The following is an 18,602-nucleotide window of genomic DNA, read 5'->3' on the forward strand; positions in this document are numbered from 1 at the left end:
CGTCCTATGTGGTCAGCTTCACCAGAGCCAGGCTGAAGCCTGCAATGAACAGGAAGGCGAGCAGGCCCAGCGCCAGCGGCCGCAGGCCCTTTGCCTTGAGCTTGGCGAAATCGGTTTCCAGTCCCATCGCGGCCAGCGCCATCGACAGCAGGAATGTGGTCGCCGTCACGATCACCGTCTTCATCTCGGCGGGAATGCTGATCACGCTGTTGAGGCCGACCAGCGCGATGAAGCCGAACACGAACCAGGGCAGTGGCGGCTGCGCATTGCCCCGGGTCTCGCCGCCATGGCGCACACGCCGCGTTGCCAGCAGGCCGAGCGTGAGCACGACCGGCGCCAGCAGCATCACGCGGGCCAGCTTGGCGATGGTGCCGAACTCGCCGGCCTGCTGGCCCTGCTGAAACGCGGCCGCGACCACCTGGGCGATCTCGTGAATGGAGGCGCCACTCCACAGGCCGAAGGCGTGCGCGTCGAGATGCAGCAGCGCCGGAAGCAGCGGATAGATGAACATCGCGATCGAGCCGAACACCGTGACGCAGGCCACCGCATAGGCGACGTCCTCGTCATGGGCGCGCGTGACCGTGTTGGTCGCGATCACGGCGGACGCGCCGCAGATCGAGGTCCCCGCGGCGATCAGCTCCGCCAGCTTGCGGTTGACGCCGAGCAGCCGTCCCATCCACACCGTGAACAGGAAGGTGCCGGTGAGGCTCAGGGCGATCACGGCGAGACCACGCGCGCCGACCTCGACGATCTGGGCCGCCGTCAGCTGCAGGCCGAGCAGGATGATCGCCAGCCGCAGGACGCGGCGCATCGAGAAGGCGACGCCGGGCTTTGCCCGCGCCGGGGTGCCGACCACGTTGTGCAGCGCCATCCCTGCCACGATCGCCAGGATCATCGGGCTGAACAGGCCGAGGCCCGGCAGCAGCCGCAGCCCGAAGGCGCCGGCCGCGAGCGCGGCTGACAGCGCGAGCCCGGGCAGCAGCGCCGATGCCGCCGGCGCGTGCGCAGGTCGATGATGAACGGCAATGGGCGCATCGGCGATCAGATCATGCGAAGGGGCAGTCATGGAAATCTCTCCCAAACCAAGTCTGGGGAGAAGAATTTCATGCTGTTATCAATCGATCCAACAGATTATATTGTATGTATCATTCGTTTCAATCGATTAATTGGCGGCTCGCTGCCGCATCTCAGCGCCGACCCGATCACTGCTCCAGCACCCGATTGCGCAGCTCGGCATCCGGCACGAAGCAGGATTCGTATTTGCCGAAGATGTGGTAGCGGTTGCGCGCGACCACGCTGTAGACCACATCGCGCAGCGGCTTCGGAATGGCGAGCAGCGCGCGCGTCCAGCCCCAGCCCGGCAGGTTCGACAAGACGGTCAGCGCAGCATCGGATTTCAAATGCGCCGTGCCGCCATGCACGACGGCGTTGGTGTCGGGATCCCGGGGATCGATGCCGAAGGCCTGCGCCAGCCGGGTGCCGTATGGCGACTGGATCGGCGTGAACCGGAAACGCTTGGCGGCGTCGCGCGCGATCACGAACTGCACCCAGCGGGAGCAGAACACACAGACGCCGTCGTAGAGAATCACGTCGTCGTCGGGCCAGTTGGTCATCAGCGATTGTCCATCATGAGCAGCGCGACCAGCATCAGCACGATCGCCGGTTCCGTCTTCACCAATGCGCCGAGCGGTTCGAGCCAGAGATCAGGCGTCAGCACCGCGCAGCCCACCATGTAGCCGAGCGAGACGAAGATGCCGGTAGCGAGGCCGAAAGTCGCCGTTTTGCGGAACGCGATCAACACGCCGACCGAGATGTCCATCATGCTGGTGATCGCCGCGAACGGAACGGCGAACCAGTCGGGCCAGCCGCGCGTGGTTAGGATCGCCGTGGTCGCGGGAAACGAGATGAACAGCGCAATCGACCCCGATGCGACCCAGAACAGCACGAGGCTCGCGATGATCAGCGCCTTGATCAGGAACAGCCGCGCGAACCATTTGTCCTGAATGGTGGCGCCATGCGCGCCGACGGCGCGGTCCAGCGTCGCGGGTGTGATGCCGGTTGCCGCGATCCACGGTGCGGGATCGCCTTGCACCCCGCGGCGAAGCTCGGCGATCGCGGTGGTGCGCATCGGCGGCATCCAGCCGAGCCGGCTGCAGAGGTCACCGGCGAAAGCGCCGAGATTGATCAGGGTCGCAGGCACGGCAACGCGTGGCCAATCCATCGTGCCGAAACTGCGACGAAACGCGCCGATGACGTCGCCGAGCGTCACCGCCTCCGGCTGCATCAGGTCCCAGCTCACCGCGCGCGTCGCCTCGTCATCGGTCGGCTGCATTGCAAGCCAGGCGATGGTCGTGGCGATGTCCGCCACCGCCACCGGCTGGAACGGCGTCGCCGCATCCTTCGCCGGCAGGTCGACCGGGAGCGCTGCCAGCGCGCGGACCATCGCGCTGCCGCCATAGGCCGACGGTGCGATCACGAAGCCCGGGCGCAGGATGGCGTGGGCAATGCCTGAGGATGCAATCAGCCGCTCCGCCTCGCGCTTGGTGGTGGCGAAGGCGGTGTGATCCTCGTCGGCCATGCCGGGGATCGAGATGTGGATGAAGCGCACGCGACGGCCGCAGGCCGTGATCGCCGCGAGCAGGCGCGCGACGAAGTCGCGATGCACGGCAGCGGTGTCGCTCCCCGGACCATCCTGCAGCACGCCGAGGCAATTGACGACGACGTCGCTCTCGTGAGCGCGGATCAGGCTCGCCAAGGCCGGCGCATCGAGCGCCATGATCGGCAGCTCGATGTCGAACGGCGACGCGCGTTGCGAGGGCGAGAACGCGCGCGCGACACCGACCGTCGTACAGCCACGCTGGCGCAGATCGTCGGTGATGAAGCGTCCGATCAGGCCGGAGGCGCCGAGCACGAGGATGCGGGAGTTGACCGAACGGATCATGCGCCTGTCCTCAGAACGGCTTTGCGATCATCAGCCACAGGATGGCCATGACCGCGCCGAAACCGGGGATGCCACACAGGAACCAGCGGCGGAAGACGATGAAATAGCGCGGCGGCAGCTTCTCGGCGCCGATGTCCGCGAGGCGCGCCAGGTCGCGCAGCTCGATCTGCATGAAGATCACCGGCACCCAGAACAGGCCGGCAACGGCGTAGAGCGCGAGCGAGGTGAGCAGCCAGCCGTCGGTGACGGCCGTCGACGACAGCCACATCAGCGTGCCGCCGGTGATCGGCTGCAGCAGCACGGCCGACAGCGTGAACAGCATGTCGGCGATCACCACGACGCCGGCGGTGCGCGCGATGAACGCGGCCTCGCCGCTGAGATGCGCCATCAGCATGAAGAATGCGATCCCCGTGCCGGTGCCGAGAATGACGATGGCGCCGAGCACGTGGAGATATTTGACCAGGAAATACAGCGTCATCGTGTCCTGCTAGTTCGGCGGCATCGGATGCGTCGACCGACGAGTCGTTGTCAGCGCCTTCAACAACAAATTCGCCGCCAGTGCCACGCCGTCGTCGTGCTCGATCATCCAATGCCCCTCCGCGCCGGAAGCTGGCAACAGCTTGAAGCCCGCCCGGCCTCCGGCCGAATTGAAGGCCTCCGCGAGCCGACGCGAAAGCGCTGGTGGAAAGTAGCTGTCATTGGTCGCAACCAGCCACGTGACCGGAGCACGCGCGCCGAGTCCGAACACGCGGGCCGTATCGAGCAGGCGCGCCTCTGCACAGACGCGCCCTGGCACGTCGTCGGCATGGCCGCCACGGCCGGGTGCGAACACGATGATTGCCGAGACGATCTGCGGCGGCTGATCGGCGAGTGCCAGTGCGCCCCAGCCGCCGGCCGAATGGCCGATGACGACGGCGCCGCCCTTCGCCGCGAACGGCTGCTCGCGCATGTAGGCGAGCGCGCGCGAAATCTGCGCCGCCGTCGCGCGTCCTGCCTTCTCGTAGTCCGCGTCGGCGCAGCCGCCCTGGTCTTCGACATAGGGACCGCCGGTGCGGCCGTGCCCGAGCCGCTCCGGGACCAGCACGGCATAGCCCCGGCCGACCAGGAGACGCGCCAGCGCCGTGTAGGTGGGCTGCGGCAGCTGTGCCCGCCACAGCGGATTCTGCGTCGAGGCATGCGCGATCACCGCCAGCGGAAACGGTCCATCGCCAGCAGGCCGATAGAGGATCGCATGCGCGGGAATTTCTGGCTCGATCGACGGAATCAGCCATTGCTGCCGGCGCGCCGGCTCGGTTTCGGGCGACGCGGGACCGAACGGCTGTGCCGTTGCGCCGGCTGCTACTGACAGGACGACTAGCGCGAGCAACCATGAGACGCAGCGAAGCAGCACCATTCAGCCGAACGGGAAGATGTTGAGCCCGCGCCACACTAGCCGAGGCCGCGGCCCGTCGGATGCGATTTCTCGTTCGACGTATGAACGCGCGGTGACAGGGCACCGCCGACCCTCAACAATGTTGCGAAATTGTCCCTTTTCGGCACAGCTTTCCGCCACGGTGATGCCGAAAGTCCACAGGTTAACCGATCTTTAACGTGGCACCTTGAAGGCGGACCGCCGACTTGCTTTGATCTACTCATGAGCACAACCCTGATCGAAGTCCGTCCGGCCAAGGCTGCAGATGCGGCTGCGGTGGCGTCAGCCCATGATGAAGCTTGGCGTTCCGCCTACCAGGGGATCATCCCTGGCGCTGAGCTGGAGAAGCTGATCAACCGGCGTGGCCCCCAATGGTGGGACAGCGCGATCCGCAAAGGCAGCCGCGTCAGCGTGCTGGTGTTCAACGACAAGGTCGCAGGCTATGCGAATTACGGCCGCAATCGCGCCCGCAGCCTGCACTTCGACGGTGAAGTCTACGAGCTTTATCTGCGACCGGAATTTCAGGGGCTGGGGTTCGGTCGCCGGCTCTTTCAGTCCGCCAAGCGCGACCTCGCGCAGAGCGGCCTGAAGAGCATGGTGGTGTGGGCGTTGTCCGACAACGATCCCGCCACCGAGTTCTACCGCGCCTTGGGCGGCCGCATGGTCGCGCGGTCGTCGGAGCGCTTCGGACCGAAGTCGCTCGACAAGGTTGCCTTTGCCTGGACCAACTGAGCCTGGACCGGCTGTGCTCTGGGCGCGTTAAGCGTTAACGCGCCGGTGAATTGAACTGAAAGTGTTGGCTTGAGGTAGCTGTTGCGCAGCCGCGTTTTTTTTGCGACTGCGAATGCCAGCGCTCATTCCTCGGGCGTCCGACCCTGAAACGTTCAAGTTCTACGGAGCATCCATGCGCATCGACGCCATCCCGATCGGGAAAGATCCGCCGCGCGAGGTCAACGTCGTCATCGAAGTGCCGGTCGGCGGCGAGCCGATCAAGTACGAGCTCGACAAGGAAGCCGGCACGCTGTTCGTCGACCGCTTCCTCTATACGGCGATGCGCTATCCCGGCAATTACGGCTTCATCCCGCACACGCTGTCCAATGACGGCGATCCCTGCGACGTGCTGGTCGCCAACACCCGCGCGATCGTGCCGGGCGCGGTGATGAGCGTGCGTCCGGTCGGCGTGCTGCTGATGGAGGACGAGGCCGGCGGCGACGAGAAGATCATCGCGGTGCCGTCCTCGAAGCTGACCCAGCGTTACGACAAGGTCCGCACCTACAGCGACCTGCCGGACATCACGCTGCAGCAGATCCAGCACTTCTACGAGCACTACAAGGATCTCGAGCCCGGCAAATGGGTGAAGGTGCTGCGCTGGGGCAATGCCGACGACGCCCACCAGCTGATCGCCGAGGGCATCGCGCGCGCCAAGGCGGCGAAGAAGTAAAACGATTGACGTCATCCCGGGGCAGCCGCGCAGCGGCTGAACCCGGAATCTCGAGATTCTCAGGTGCGCAACTGCGCACCTCAGCTCGATGCTGCGCATCGCCCCGGAATGACGGTGAGCTCAGACCGCCGGCTTCGGCAGCCCGGCAATGGCGCAGGCGGCGCGCAGCGTGTTCACCAGCAGGCAGGCCACGGTCATCTGGCCGACGCCGCCCGGCACCGGCGTGATCGCGCCGGCGACCTCCGACACCTCTGCATAGGCGACATCGCCGACCAGCCGCGTCTTGCCCTCGGCCGTCGGGATGCGGTTGATGCCGACGTCGATCACGGTCGCGCCCGGCTTGATCCAGTCGCGCTTCACCATCTCCGGGCGGCCGACGGCGGCGTAGACCAGATCGGCGCGCGCGGTCAGCGCCGGCAGGTCGCGCGAACGGGAATGCGCGATGGTCACCGTGGCGTTCTCGTTGAGCAGCAACTGCACCAGCGGACGGCCGACCAGGTTGGAGCGGCCGATCACGATCGCGTTCAGGCCCTCCAGCGAGGCGTGAATGGTCTTGCTGAGGATGATGCAACCGAGCGGCGTGCATGGCGCCAGCGCCGGCTGCCCGCCGGCGAGGCGGCCGGCATTGTGCGGATGCAGCCCGTCGACGTCCTTCGCCGGATCGATCGCATTGATCACGACCTCGGTCTCCAGCCCCTTCGGCAGCGGCAGCTGCACCAGGATGCCGTGCACGGCGGGATCGCGGTTGAGCTTGCCGATCAAGGCCAGCAGCGCGTCCTGCGACACGTCGGCCGGCAGTCTGTGCTCGAACGAGGCCATGCCGGCCGCCTGGGTCTGGGTGTGCTTGCTGCGGACATAGACCTCGGACGCCGGGTCGTTGCCGACCAGCACCACGGCCAGCCCTGGCGTCAGGCCATGTTCGCGCTTGACCCGCTCGACCTCACGGGCGACTTGCGCGCGCAGATCCGCCGCAATCACTTTTCCATCGATGATGCGCGCCGTCATGTCTGCTCTCTGCCTCGTCGTTCGCCGCTGGTCGCGCGAGCGCGGCCCGCTCTAGGATTTCCCGGTCGGCTTATGGGCTGCAATGAGGTCGCGCAAGGCCTGATCGAGCTTGGCGGTATCGCCATCGATGGCAACCTGCTTCAGCCGCGAGGTGGTGCCCGAGGTGATTCGCACCGAGGCCTTGGTGACGCCGATCGCCTTGGCGAGCAGCTCGGTCACCGCGCGATTCGCCTCGCCGCCATCGGCGATGGCCCGGACGCGGACCTTGAGCACGCTGCGGCCGTCGGACAGCGTTTCGACGCCGTCAATCGCGTCGCGGCCGCCGCGCGGCGTCACGCGAAGCGCGACGGTCAGGCCGTCCGAGGCTGGACGCCAGGGAGGCGAGTCCATTCCTTGAGCCTACGGCACGAAAGGATAGACGTAGTCAGCCAGATACATCTGGAGGAGCATAAGCAAGAAGAACACGATGATCGGCGAAATATCGAGCCCCCCGAAATTCGGCAGGCGGCGTCTGATCGGGCCCAATACTGGCTCGGTGATTCGGTACAGGAACTCGGCGACACCCGCGACGAATTGATTGCGCGTGTTGACCACATTGAAGGCGATCAGCCACGACAGGATCGCCGAAGCAATCAACAGGTACATGTAAAGTGTGATGATCTGGATCAGAACGTAAATGATCGGCTTCATTCGGGGGACTTCTTGGGCCGGGGGGAGGGCTATTCGCTAGATATCGGTTCCCCCCGGCGCAAACAAGGGAAGCTGCCCGTCAAGGCTAACGGGCGATGTGACCGTTCTTGACTTGACCTCGGCACCCACTGTAAATGGCGCCCGATCTGCCGGCCGCCTTTTCCCAACATCGAAGCGGTCGTGTTACGGGGCCATAGCTCAGCTGGGAGAGCGCGTCGTTCGCAATGACGAGGTCGGCGGTTCGATCCCGCCTGGCTCCACCAACCTTCGCTCGCTTCGCAAGCTTCGGCTCGGCAAGCCGATTTCAACAATCCGATAGCGAAGCGAGCGAAGGTTGCCGCGCCATAGCCCGAAGGGCGGCGGCGGGCCGTCGTCCGCAGCCGCGCAAGTAGCCTGAAGGGCGAAGCGTGGTGCCCGGCGAAGCCCCTTGGCGAAGCCGGGCTGTTTCAGCATCGCCCAAGCCAATCCGCTCAAATCACCGGTCCTACTCCGCAGCCTCCGCCATCGCCGCCACCGGCTCGCGTGCCAGCCAGCCATCCAGAAAATGCGCCAGCCAGGCCCGCTCGGCGGCGTCATGCACGGCGCGGCCCTCGAAATGATGGTGGCGCAGGCGGGCGCCGGGCGTGTCCAGCCGGGCATGGCCGCGGGTGGTCCAGCGGCACATCATCGCGTAGGTCACGTCGGGGTGGAACTGCAGCCCGGTGGCGTTCTGGTATTGATAGGCCTGGACCGGAAAATCGCCGCCCTCGGCGAGCAGCTCGGCGCCGTCGGGCAGGTCGAAGCCTTCGCGGTGCCAATGATAGACATGGTCGGGCCAATGCGGGCACAGCTTGCGTCCGGCCCGGGTCGGGCGAATCGGATAATAGCCGATCTCGGCGCGCCCCTGCGGATGCGGCGCCACCTCGGCGCCGAGCTGGATCGCCAGCATCTGCGCGCCCAGGCAGATCCCAAGAAACGGACGCTGCTCCCGCAGCGGCACCTCGATCCAGTCGATCTCGCGGCGGACGAAATCATCCGGATCGTTCGCGCTCATCGGACCGCCGAAAATAACGGCACCCGAATGCCCATCGAGCGTCTCCGGCAGCGGATCGCCGAACCGCGGCCGGCGGATGTCGAGCGGATAGCCGCGGGCGCGCAGCGCATTGCCGACCCGGCCGGGGCTCGAGGTTTCCTGGTGCAGGATGATGAGGACCGGCCGATGCGGCGCAGCCGCCATGGCCGGCTTCGGATGGAGCTGCCGAACGTCCGCCTGGGGCCCGTTCGGATGGAACGAAGGGTCTTGCCTGAGCATCACCTGGCGATCATAGCTAAGCAAAGGTTAACGGCGCGTGAGCGAGCGCACATTGCAAAGCAAGGGCCGGGCCAGCGCGATCAGCTCCGCTTCAATTGCAGCCGCCCGACCGCATCGAGGATGAAGCCCCGCGGGAACCAGCGCAGCAGGAACGGTACGATCTTGATGCCGAGCCCGGGCAGCACCACGCGCTTGTCGGCCATCAGGCCGCGGTAGCCGGCCTCTGCCACCGCCTTGGGCGAGACGTTGAGGATCACCGAATCCACGCCCGGTTTGAACCCGGCGCGATCCTGGAATTCCGACGGCACCGGACCGGGGCACAGCACGGTGACCCGGACGCCATGCGGCGCCATCTCCTTGCGCAGCGCCTCGGTGAACGAGATCACATAGGCCTTGGAGGCGTAATAGACCGCCATGCCGGGCCCCGGCAGGAACCCGGCCACCGAGCCCAGATTGAGAATGCCGCCCTTGTTGCGGATCAACTGCTCGGAAAAGCGCAGCGACAGCTCGGTCAGGGCGCGGACGTTCACCGAGATCATGTCCAGCTGCTCGGCGCGGTCGAGCTGCACCGCCTTGCCGAACAGGCCGAAGCCGGCATTGTTGACCAGATATTCCAGCTCCACGCCGGCGGCGGCCAGCGCGGCCTCGATGGTCGCCCCGGCGTCGGCGGAGGTGAGATCACAGGGGATCACCAGCGGCGCCGGGCCGCCTTTGGCCGCGATCTCCTGCGCCAGCGCGGCGAGCCGGTCTTCGCGCCGGGCCGTCAATGCGAGCCGGTGCCCGTTCGCGGCAAACACGCGCGCCAATTCGCTGCCGATCCCGGCCGACGCACCCGTTACCAGCGTGACACGTTCACCCACAATCCTGCTCTTCGATCACAATCCACACATCATCCAATAGCGGCGGACGAGAGCATAGGCGGACGGGAACATGCAAGACGCCGCGATCGGCAGTCCTGCACCAGATTGCAGTAATAGTTTCGGATTCACATAGGTTTACATGCAGGGGCGAGGTTCGGAACAAAATTAAAGTTTGTTCATCTCCGGATCACGCCGGTTCCGGCCGAGACAGAGCGGTTCACGCGGGAGCGCCGGACTTGCGCGCCGCGACCCGGTGCTTGATGTCGATGCGGTCATGCGTGGAGATGCCGAGCAGCTCCGAGGCGCGCCAGACCACATTGTCCTCGAACTCGGTCACCTTGCCGTCGGCGAACACCAGCTCCCACATCATCTCGACGATGCGCAGGCGGCCGGCTTCATCGACCTCGCGCATGATCACGCTGGTGAAGCGATAGAGATCGACCGCTTCGCCCTCGGCCAGCATGGCCTGGGCGATCAGCCGGTCGGCGGAGCCGTGGTCGAGCCCGAAGCGCAGCTCGATCAGGCCGTGCAGCTTGCGCCGCTCGATCTCGCTCGGCTCGCCGTCCAGCGAGATCACGTGGATCAGCAGCGCGGTTGCCGCCAGCTGATAGCCGTTGTCGTCGAAGGCCGGGGTTTCGTGCGGCGAAACCACGTCGGCGATGAATTGGCGCAGTCCTTCGAGCATGGCGTCCTTCGCTGTTGGATCCCTTGGCGGCCGCAAGCCGGTCGGCAACTGCTCATTATATGCAAATGCCACGCGCCGCCGGCAATCCGCCGCGGCCTGCGCAGCGCATGACATTTCGGTAAGGCCTCAGGGGATTTCGTACACCATCATCCGGTCGGCGATGCCGCGCAGCGCCGCGTGCTTCTGGATCGGCGCGATCTTTGCGCTGCGCAGGATGTCGGCGACGCCCGGGCTCTCGATCACCGGCGCGGTGAGGTGGATCTCCTGCGCGGTCGACAGGCTCTGCACGCGGGCGGCGATGTTGACGGTCTGGCCGAAATAGTCCTGGCGGTCGTTCAGCATCACCGCGAGGCACGGCCCCTCATGGATGCCGATCTTGACCACGAGGTCCTCGGTGCCCCGCTCGGCGTTCAGCCGCTGCATCGCCGCGCGCATGCGCAGGCCCGCGGCGAGCGCATGCTCGGGCTTGATGAAGGTCGCCATCACGGCGTCGCCGATCGTCTTCACCACCGCGCCCTTCTCGGCGTTGATGATCTCCAGCAGCGCGCGGAAATGGGCGCGCACCAGGTCGAACGCCGCGAGGTCGCCGACGCGCTCGTACAGCGCGGTCGAGCTCTTGAGGTCGGTGAACAGGAAGGTCAGCGAGGTGATCTTCAGCCGCTGGTCGATGTTGAGATTGTCGGCCTTGAACACGTCGCGGAAGGTCTGGTTGGACAGGATGCGCTTGGCGGTCAGGAACGGCCGGCGCTTGCCGAGGAGATGGTGGAGCGCATCGCCGGCGATGAACACCGTCGGCAGCGTCCGTACGCCGGCCTGATTGTCGAGCGCCAGCCGCAGCGGGCCTGGACGCAAGGTGACCGAACCGGTCGGAGGATGCGTCTTGTTGAACAGCAGCCCGAGTTGCTGGCGCTCCCTGGTCGGCTCGCCCTGAACGTCGATGAAATGCGCAGAATGCGTCACCGGCTCGAAGATGATGATGAAATCCGACGGGAGCTGCAGCGATAGCACCGCCTTCTCGCCGGCCGGCAGCTCGAGGGCATCGAGGGTCACTTGCTCGCTCAGCGAAGCAAAGGACTCCCGGTCGAGGTCGATGCCGGAGCTCCAGAAGATCTGCTTGTAATACTCCCAGAGCGTCAGCGTGTTGGGATCGTGGGCTGCGATGCGCCTGACCTTGGAGGTCACGGTGAAGGCAACCTCGACCTGCTCGTCGACGGAGGGCTCGTAGCCGCACGCGCATAATCCGCAATGGTAATCGTCATGGCGGAGGGATTTCAGCGTGGCGTGCGCATCGAGCACGCCGCTGCAGCCGGGACACAGGACGTTCCAGGTGAGATCGAACAAGCCGATCCGTGCCGCATGGAGGAAGCCGGAGATGACCTGCTCCTCGTCGAGACCTGCGCGCGCGGAGAACTCGAGGGCGTTGATACGGTTGAGCTCGTGATCTTCGCCCGACTCGATCAGCCGTATGATCGCGTCGGCGACGGCCGGATGGGCGGTCTGCTTCAGAACCGAAAGCTGGGCCTGGATGTCGCTCATGCCCGGCTAAGATGGGACTTGGCAAACCCGCAAGCAAGTGCCGAGCGTGGCTGCCGCGTGGCGGTCAGACCTCCATCCTGGGCGTGATCTTGAACAGCGGCGACCGGTCCGGCTGCGTCGTCACCACGCCCACCGGCAGCACCGGCGCGCGGTCGACGAGCTCGATCCTGAAGGCGCCGACCAGCCGCGCCAGCGCCAGCACGGCTTCGACGAGCGCGAAATGCGCCCCGATGCAGACCCGCGCGCCGGCCCCGAACGGCAGATAGGCGAAGCGCTCCGGCGGCGGCGCGCCCGGCACGAATCGCTCGGGCTTGAAGGCGTTGGGGGCATCCCACAGCTTCTCGTGCCGGTGCAGCAGCCACGGCGAGATCAGCACGACGTCGCCGCGCTTCACGGGGAACGCGGCGATCCGGTCCGGGCCGCCGGCGGCGCGCGCGATCAGGAACGCGGGCGGATAGAGCCGCAATGTCTCGTCCAGCACGGCGCGCGTGAACGGCAGTTGATCGGGGTCGCTGAGATCGGTCGCGGCGCGCGCCTCCTGCGCCAGCCTGTCCTGATTGGCTGGATCGAGCGCGATCAGATACAGCGCCCAGAACAGTGCCGTTGCCGTGGTCTCATGGCCGGCGAGGATCATGGTCGCGACCTCGTCGGCGAGTTGTGCGTCGGTGAACGCCGCGCCGGTCTCGGGATCGCGTGCCGCGCCCATCAGGTCGAACAGGTCGCGCGGCGGCGCGTCCTCCAGCTTGCCGGCGGCGCGGCGCTCCGCCATCAGCATGGCGACGAAGGCGGTCCAGCGCTTGCGGAACCGCCGGCGCGCGACATCGCGCGGCGTCGGCCAGGACAGCGGCAGCACGATGTCGAGCAGATGCGGGCTGGCCAGCCGCGCGCCATATTCGTAGACGAAATCGCGCAGGGTGGCGCCGTGGCGGCCCATCTCGAACGAGAACATCGTGCGGCCGGCGATGTCGAGCGTCATGCGCTGCATGATCTCACGCAGGTCGAGCGGCTGCCCGCACTGCTGCCTCAGCCTGGCGACGGTCTCGTCGCTCACCGCGACCATGTGCGGGATGAGGCCGGAAACGGCGCGCGGCGTGAAAGCCGGCGCGAGCGTCCGGCGCTGGTGCTTCCACGCCTTGCCTTCGGCGATCAGCAGCCCCTCGCCGAGCACCGGACGCAGCACGCGGATGGCGCCGACGGTGCGGCCGTAGTTCTCCCAATTGTCGACCAGCACATGCTTGATCGTATCGGGCGTATTGAGAATGTAGCTGGAGCTGCCGAAGAAGCGGCCGCGAATGATGTCGTCCTCATAGGCGCGCTGGCTCCAGGTCGCGATCGCGTTGTCGCCCATCATCAGCACGCGGCGCAGCGCGCCCATGCTGTCCGGCGCCCGCGGCGGTGTTGGCGGTATCAGCGGCAATCGTGCCTGCGGCAGATAATGGACGTCGGCGGTACTCATTCACGGCCTCTCGACGCTGTCACGAGCCTGGAACCATCGATCGGCTGCATTGCGACCAACCGAGCCCCTGGCTGCAGGCCGCGCCGGGCCGCCGAGCAAGGACGGTCTTCTGCCAGAGGTAACGCTGTCATCTCGCTCGCAACGCGAGAGGGAGAGCGCGATTCCGCGCTCTTCGAGGCTGTGATGTACCATCATACTCCGGCAACTAATTAGTCAGCTCGATCATCGCAATCCTGCTCTCAGATGCTGGCCAAAGACGGGCGGCGATGCGTTCCTCGTTGAACAGTCCAGTGACGCTGCGTCCGACGTCGCCCGCCGGCAGCCGCAATGTCGTTGCGGCATCGGTCGGTATTCCCTTCTGTATGTCGGCAGGTTCCTTGCCGTCGAGCAGCACGATGTCGCGGGGCAGGCCGAAATAGCCGCGCGGCCTGATCATGATGAGGACCGCTCCGGCGCCGGCATCGGCCTTGCCGAAGGGCCGCGCCGCGCGCAGATGCACAACGTCGGACGAACGCGGGAACGGCGAGCGGTAGAAATGCGTGATCGGCGCGTCCGGCGACGTCAGTACGATCTCGAGATAGGACGTCGGATCGACCTCCGCGGGACCCCAGCGTCCGTCGGCCCCGGTCTGGCCGCGATACACCGGCTCGCCATTGCGTGCGCCGGTCTCGCCCGAGACGCGATAGACCTCGACGCTTGCGCCCGCGACCGGGCGATTGGTCGGCGCGCCGCCCGGCGTTGCCGTCACCAGGCCGCTGATCCGCACCTGCGGCTCGGGCTGGATCGCGATCTGCGTCGGCTCACGGCCGGCGATGAATTTGTAGATCTCGCGGAACGCGCGCGGGTGGAACGCCACCTCGCGATGGTCGAGCGCTCCGATCACGAGATTGGTCGCGCCCTTCAGCGCCGGCCCCTCGGCCGTGATGCCGGTGGGGACACCGGGCTTGCCGACGAGGCGGCCGTCAGCCTGGGCATATTTGTCGAGGCCATCGCTGCGCAGCGTCAGGAAGGCGGTGCCCTCCGTCACCTCGCTGTCGCCGGCATTCAATCCGCGCAGGAACGGGCCGCGGCCGTTGAATTCGCTGCCGGGGCTATCCTCCCAGTCGAACACGCCATGATTGGGCGTGCCGCACAGCACGGCATGACTGACATCGGCGCCGCCGCCGTTCTTCACCACGTTGCGGATCGCGTTGCCGCCGCGCGAGCTGCCGACCAATGCGATGCGCGCCGCGCCCGTGCGCTCCTTGAGGGCCTTGATCGCTTCGGTCAGCTCGCGGCGCTGATCCTCGGTCGACGAGCGGCTCGGCTGCGCCACGGAATCGTCGTTGCGCGCCAGCGGGTCGGTGAAGTCCAGCGCAGCGAGGCGCGTGCGCGGCACGCCGTCGGATTCCATCCGCCACAGCGTGGTCATCCATAGCGCCGCGTGATCGCCATTGCCGTGGACGAACAGCACAGGCGGCATCTCGCCGGCCGCGGCTGCCGCCGTTTGCGCGCGCGCTGGTAAGGTCAGGCCGCTCGTGAGCAGGGGCAAGGTTCCCATGCTCTTCAAAATGGTGCGGCGCGTCAGATTCATCGGCGGTCTCCCTTTGGTCTTGTTCATGTCGTGTTCGTTGGCCGCGGTCCCTGATGCGAGCGCTCTGGGCACTGGACAGCGGCAGACATTCGCAGGCATCACATAGGTCCGGCCGGAATCAAGCGATAGTTCGATGCGATCTTATCGGAGGCGACCTGGCGACGTGGACGGACCCGCATGAATGCGCCGCAGAAACGTGAGCTGTTCGCGGCCGAGAGCATCGCCGCGCCGCTCCGGCACGCGGTGTTCCGCCGCATCTGGCTGGCGAGCCTGCTGTCGAACCTGGGCCTGCTGATCCAGGCGGTCGGCGCCGCCTGGGCGATGACGCAGATGACGTCGTCGGCCGACAAGGTGGCGCTGGTGCAGACCGCCTTGATGCTGCCGGTGATGTTCATCTCGATGCCCGCCGGCGCGATCGCCGACATGTACGACCGGCGCATCGTCGCGCTGGTCGCGCTCGCGGTGGCGCTCGGCGGCGCCACCACCCTGACGGTGCTGGCATGGTACGGGCTGGTGACGCCCGAGCGCCTGCTGGCGCTGTGCTTCGTCATCGGCAGCGGCATGGCGCTGATGGGGCCGGCCTGGCAATCCTCGGTCAGCGAACAGGTGCCGCCGGAGACGCTGCCGGCCGCGGTCGCGCTGAACGGCATCAGCTACAACATCGCGCGCAGCTTCGGACCTGCGATCGGCGGCGTCGTGGTCGCGGCCGCCGGCGCGGTCGCGGCGTTCGCGGCCAATGCGCTGCTGTATCTGCCGCTGCTCGCGGCGCTGTTCCTGTGGCGGCGCGTGGTGGAGCCGAGCCGGCTGCCGCGCGAGCCGCTCAACCGTGCCATTGTCTCCGGCGTCCGCTACATCGTCCATTCGCCGTCGATCCGGATCGTGCTGATCCGCACGCTGGTCACCGGCATCATCGGCGGCTCGATCTCCGCGCTGATGCCGCTGGTCGCGCGCGACCTGCTGCATGGCGGCGCGCAGACCTACGGCATCATGCTCGGCGCCTTCGGCATGGGCGCGGTGGTCGGCGCGCTCAACATCGGCGAGATCAGGAAGCGGCTGTCGGGCGAGGCCGCGATCCGCACCTGCGCGCTCACCTTGGGCGCGGCCACCGCGGCCGTCGCGCTCAGCACCGCGCCGGTGCTGACGGCGGCGGCGCTCGTCATCGCCGGCGCGGTGTGGATGCTCGCGGTGGCGCTGTTCAACATCGGCGTGCAGTTGTCGGCGCCACGCTGGGTCGCGGGCCGCGCGCTGGCGGCATTCCAGGCGGCGATCTCCGGCGGCATCGCGATCGGCAGCTGGGGCTGGGGACGTCTCACCGACGCCGCCGGCGTCGAGGTCGCGCTGCTGGCGTCGGGAGCGCTGATGATGGTGTCGCCGCTGCTCGGCCTGTGGCTGCGGATGCCGCCGATCGGCGCCCGCAATGAGGACGGCGAGACCCTGGCCGATCCGGAGGTGCAGCTCGAGCTGACGCCGCGCTCGGGCCCGCTGGTGGTCGAGATCGAGTACCGCGTCGCCGAGGACAATGCCCGCGCCTTCCACGACCTGATGCAGGACGTGCAGCTCAGCCGCCAGCGCAACGGCGCCTATGGCTGGTCGATCGCGCGCGACATCGCCGATCCCGAATTGTGGACCGAGCGCTATCACTGTCCGACCTGGATCGACTATCTGCGTCAGCGCAACCGCTCGACGCGCGCCGAGCGCGAGCTGCACAAGCGCGCGATCGATTTCCACATCGGGGCCGACCCGGTGCGCATCCGCCGCATGCTGGAGCGGCCATTCGGCTCGGTCCGCGCCAAGGAGGACATCGACCGCACCGCCGAGCAGGCGCCGGCCGTGGCGACGGGTGCCCGCAGCGGGCCTTAGAACGGCGAGGGCAAGCGTAGCCTTCGCAAGGTATGCGCTCTTTAGGATGCTGCTCGCAGCTGCAATCAAGAAACCCGCTACTGCACCTTGATCACGACCTTGCCCTTTGCACGGCCGGTCTCGACATAGGCTAGCGCCTCGGGCGTCTGGGTGAAGGGGAATATCCTGTCGACGACGGGGCGAATCGCGCCGCTATCGATCAACCCGGCGATCTGCTCGAGTTGCCGGCCATCGGCGTGCATGAACAGGAATGAATAGTCAACGCCGAGGCTCTTTGCCCTCTTGCGCACGCTGCGGCTCAACAGCCGGATAACAAGCTTCAGAACGGCGTTCAGCCCGAGAGCCGTGGCAAAGGCCGGGTCGGGCGGCCCCGAAATCGAGACGAGGCGGCCGCCCTGCTTCAGGACGTTCAGCGATTTCGCAAGCGTCTTCGGATCCTGGCTGTGCAGCACGACGTCGTAGCCCGAGAGAACTTTCTCGAAGTCCTGGGTCGTGTAGTCGATCACCACATCGGCGCCGAGGCTGTTGACGAGGGCGGCGTTCTTCGCACTCGTCGTCGTCGCGACCGTCGCCCCCAGATGCTTGGCAAGCTGGATCGCGATCGTACCGACGCCTCCGGAACCCGCCTGAATGAAGACCCTCTGGCCGGGCTTCACCTTTGCGACATCGACCAGAGCCTGCCACGCCGTCAGCGCGACCAGCGGCACGGACGACGCCTCTTCCATCGTCAGTGTGCGGGGCTTGAGTGCGACATCGTCTTGGTGGATGGCGATGAATTCCGCGAAGGTGCCGATGCGGTGATCTCTTGGCCGGGCATAGATCTCGTCGCCGACCCTGAAGCGGCTGACCCCATCGCCGACCTTGACGACGGTCCCTGCGACGTCGTGACCGAGCACGAAGGGCGGACGGTAAGGCAGGAAGATCTTGAACTCGCCGTCCCTGACCTTCGAGTCGATCAGGTTCACGGCCGAGGCATGAACGCGAACGAGGACGTCGGCGTTCTGGACCTGCGGATCGGCCCTTTCGACGAGGCGTAGCGGGCCCATCTTCTTGTACTTCTCGACGACGTAGGCTTTCACTGGGGCTCTCCGGTCTGTGTTCCTTGCCTGGCAAGGTTTTGGCTTGCGCCGTGCGATCTGGACAAATTCAGGTGTGGTCGAGGCTGATGGCGCCGCGCGTGACGTCATCCGAACGCACACGACGCGCGCATCGGGCGTTCATTCAGGCTTGAGAAGCAGGTGCGCGCGTAAGGCCAGCCAAGGTGCGGATCGCGCGCTTTCCGCTCCGCAGGATGCCGCTCGACGCTTCCTTGTCGACTGCGCGGGCCAGTTGGAGCGTCCCGATCAGGGTCGCAAAGATCGCGCATGCGACATCTTCCCGCGCTTCGACCTCTGCCGGAAGTGCTTCCGCGAGAAGCAGCACGAGGGCGCGAGACTGTTGGGCATACATGCCGCGCGTCTCTTCCGGCTGCCGCGCAAGCTCCGGTAAAAGTGCCGCAGAGGCGCAGCCTTGCCCCGGATGGTCCCGGTGTTCGGGCGACAGATAGATGTCGATCAAGCGATCGAGCCCCCCTTCGTCCAGCACCTCGCGCAGCCAGACGGCCTGCCTGCCGAGGGAGTCGGAGATCGTCTCGCGGACGAGATCGGCCTTTGAAGGGAAGTGGGGATAGAAGGCGCCGTTCGTCAGGCCGGCATCCTTCATGATCGTCGCCAAACCGGAGCCCGCGATTCCATCCGTGCGGAAGCGCTCGACAGCGACGTCCATGATCCTGCGGCGCGACGTGTCTTTTCGGCCCTTTTCGTATCGCATGAAGCCTTCGTCCGCATCCCTATTGCATTATAATCATAATATCA

The 18,602-nt window shown here is 66.6% G+C and carries 19 protein-coding genes and 1 tRNA gene; 4 read left to right on the forward strand and 16 right to left on the reverse strand.

Annotation, left to right across the window (positions count from 1 at the left end):
* Positions 1 to 4: 4 nt before the first annotated feature.
* The 5 genes from QX010_RS14600 to QX010_RS14620 form a co-directional block, all read right to left on the reverse strand.
* Positions 5 to 1,066, reverse strand: a complete 1,062-nt coding sequence (locus tag QX010_RS14600) for a YeiH family protein (protein WP_410051952.1) — start codon at positions 1,064 to 1,066, stop codon at positions 5 to 7.
* A 136-nt stretch (positions 1,067 to 1,202) separates the two neighbouring features.
* Positions 1,203 to 1,613, reverse strand: a complete 411-nt coding sequence (locus QX010_RS14605) for a thiol-disulfide oxidoreductase DCC family protein (RefSeq protein ID WP_316180185.1) — start codon at positions 1,611 to 1,613, stop codon at positions 1,203 to 1,205.
* Positions 1,613 to 2,941, reverse strand: a complete 1,329-nt coding sequence (locus tag QX010_RS14610; protein WP_316180186.1) for an SDR family oxidoreductase — start codon at positions 2,939 to 2,941, stop codon at positions 1,613 to 1,615. The genes QX010_RS14605 and QX010_RS14610 overlap by 1 nt, the downstream gene beginning before the upstream one ends.
* Positions 2,942 to 2,951: 10 nt before the next feature.
* Entirely contained in the window at positions 2,952 to 3,419 is a 468-nt protein-coding gene (locus tag QX010_RS14615; RefSeq protein ID WP_316180188.1) for a DUF2269 domain-containing protein, read from the reverse strand.
* A 9-nt stretch (positions 3,420 to 3,428) separates the two neighbouring features.
* Positions 3,429 to 4,334 (reverse strand): dienelactone hydrolase family protein, encoded by a 906-nt coding sequence (locus QX010_RS14620; RefSeq protein ID WP_316180190.1) that lies wholly within the window; start codon positions 4,332 to 4,334, stop codon positions 3,429 to 3,431.
* A 240-nt stretch (positions 4,335 to 4,574) separates the two neighbouring features.
* Between QX010_RS14620 and QX010_RS14625 the strand changes: the two genes are divergently transcribed.
* Entirely contained in the window at positions 4,575 to 5,084 is a 510-nt protein-coding gene (locus QX010_RS14625; protein ID WP_006611902.1) for a GNAT family N-acetyltransferase, read from the forward strand.
* Positions 5,085 to 5,256: 172 nt separating this feature from the next.
* Complete coding sequence (gene ppa, locus QX010_RS14630; protein WP_011923519.1) at positions 5,257 to 5,793, forward strand: inorganic diphosphatase; 537 nt, start codon at positions 5,257 to 5,259, stop codon at positions 5,791 to 5,793.
* 120 nt (positions 5,794 to 5,913) lie between these two features.
* Here the strand turns inward: ppa and folD are convergent, their stop codons facing one another.
* The 3 genes from folD to QX010_RS14645 are packed head-to-tail and all read right to left on the reverse strand — an operon-like array spanning position 5,914 to position 7,488.
* Positions 5,914 to 6,798, reverse strand: coding sequence for a bifunctional methylenetetrahydrofolate dehydrogenase/methenyltetrahydrofolate cyclohydrolase FolD (folD, locus tag QX010_RS14635; RefSeq protein WP_315800821.1), 885 nt, complete (start codon positions 6,796 to 6,798; stop codon positions 5,914 to 5,916).
* Between the two features lie 51 nt (positions 6,799 to 6,849).
* Entirely contained in the window at positions 6,850 to 7,188 is a 339-nt protein-coding gene (locus QX010_RS14640; protein WP_316180192.1) for a DUF167 domain-containing protein, read from the reverse strand.
* Between the two features lie 9 nt (positions 7,189 to 7,197).
* A complete protein-coding gene (locus QX010_RS14645; RefSeq protein WP_316180194.1) occupies positions 7,198 to 7,488 on the reverse strand; it encodes a YggT family protein in 291 nt (96 codons plus the stop codon).
* A 187-nt stretch (positions 7,489 to 7,675) separates the two neighbouring features.
* Here QX010_RS14645 and QX010_RS14650 point away from each other — a divergent pair.
* A tRNA-Ala gene (locus QX010_RS14650) sits at positions 7,676 to 7,751 on the forward strand.
* A 221-nt stretch (positions 7,752 to 7,972) separates the two neighbouring features.
* On the opposite strand, the gene QX010_RS14655 is transcribed toward QX010_RS14650, so the two are convergent.
* From QX010_RS14655 to QX010_RS14680, 6 genes are all read right to left on the reverse strand, one after another.
* Positions 7,973 to 8,779, reverse strand: coding sequence for a glutamine amidotransferase (locus tag QX010_RS14655; RefSeq protein ID WP_315800819.1), 807 nt, complete (start codon positions 8,777 to 8,779; stop codon positions 7,973 to 7,975).
* 80 nt (positions 8,780 to 8,859) lie between these two features.
* Positions 8,860 to 9,639 (reverse strand): SDR family oxidoreductase, encoded by a 780-nt coding sequence (locus QX010_RS14660; protein WP_315800818.1) that lies wholly within the window; start codon positions 9,637 to 9,639, stop codon positions 8,860 to 8,862.
* A 217-nt stretch (positions 9,640 to 9,856) separates the two neighbouring features.
* Positions 9,857 to 10,324: a TerB family tellurite resistance protein gene (locus tag QX010_RS14665; protein ID WP_315800817.1), complete on the reverse strand. Its 468-nt coding sequence runs from the start codon at positions 10,322 to 10,324 to the stop codon at positions 9,857 to 9,859.
* 126 nt (positions 10,325 to 10,450) lie between these two features.
* On the reverse strand, positions 10,451 to 11,860 hold the full coding sequence (locus tag QX010_RS14670; protein WP_315800816.1) for an adenylate/guanylate cyclase domain-containing protein: 1,410 nt from the start codon (positions 11,858 to 11,860) through the stop codon (positions 10,451 to 10,453).
* 64 nt (positions 11,861 to 11,924) lie between these two features.
* Positions 11,925 to 13,316 (reverse strand): cytochrome P450, encoded by a 1,392-nt coding sequence (locus tag QX010_RS14675; protein ID WP_316180196.1) that lies wholly within the window; start codon positions 13,314 to 13,316, stop codon positions 11,925 to 11,927.
* A gap of 205 nt (positions 13,317 to 13,521) precedes the next feature.
* On the reverse strand, positions 13,522 to 14,889 hold the full coding sequence (locus tag QX010_RS14680) for a hydrolase (protein WP_316180197.1): 1,368 nt from the start codon (positions 14,887 to 14,889) through the stop codon (positions 13,522 to 13,524).
* Between the two features lie 177 nt (positions 14,890 to 15,066).
* Between QX010_RS14680 and QX010_RS14685 the strand changes: the two genes are divergently transcribed.
* Positions 15,067 to 16,749: an MFS transporter gene (locus tag QX010_RS14685; RefSeq protein ID WP_316180198.1), complete on the forward strand. Its 1,683-nt coding sequence runs from the start codon at positions 15,067 to 15,069 to the stop codon at positions 16,747 to 16,749.
* A 77-nt stretch (positions 16,750 to 16,826) separates the two neighbouring features.
* Here the strand turns inward: QX010_RS14685 and QX010_RS14690 are convergent, their stop codons facing one another.
* The gene (locus tag QX010_RS14690; protein ID WP_316180199.1) at positions 16,827 to 17,828 is read right to left on the reverse strand and encodes an NADP-dependent oxidoreductase; all 1,002 of its coding nucleotides are present in this window, start codon (positions 17,826 to 17,828) and stop codon (positions 16,827 to 16,829) included.
* 142 nt (positions 17,829 to 17,970) lie between these two features.
* Complete coding sequence (locus QX010_RS14695; protein WP_315758681.1) at positions 17,971 to 18,558, reverse strand: TetR/AcrR family transcriptional regulator; 588 nt, start codon at positions 18,556 to 18,558, stop codon at positions 17,971 to 17,973.
* Positions 18,559 to 18,602 lie beyond the last annotated feature (44 nt).

Source organism: Bradyrhizobium sp. SZCCHNRI1009, from assembly GCF_032487575.1.
Lineage (GTDB): Bacteria > Pseudomonadota > Alphaproteobacteria > Rhizobiales > Xanthobacteraceae > Bradyrhizobium.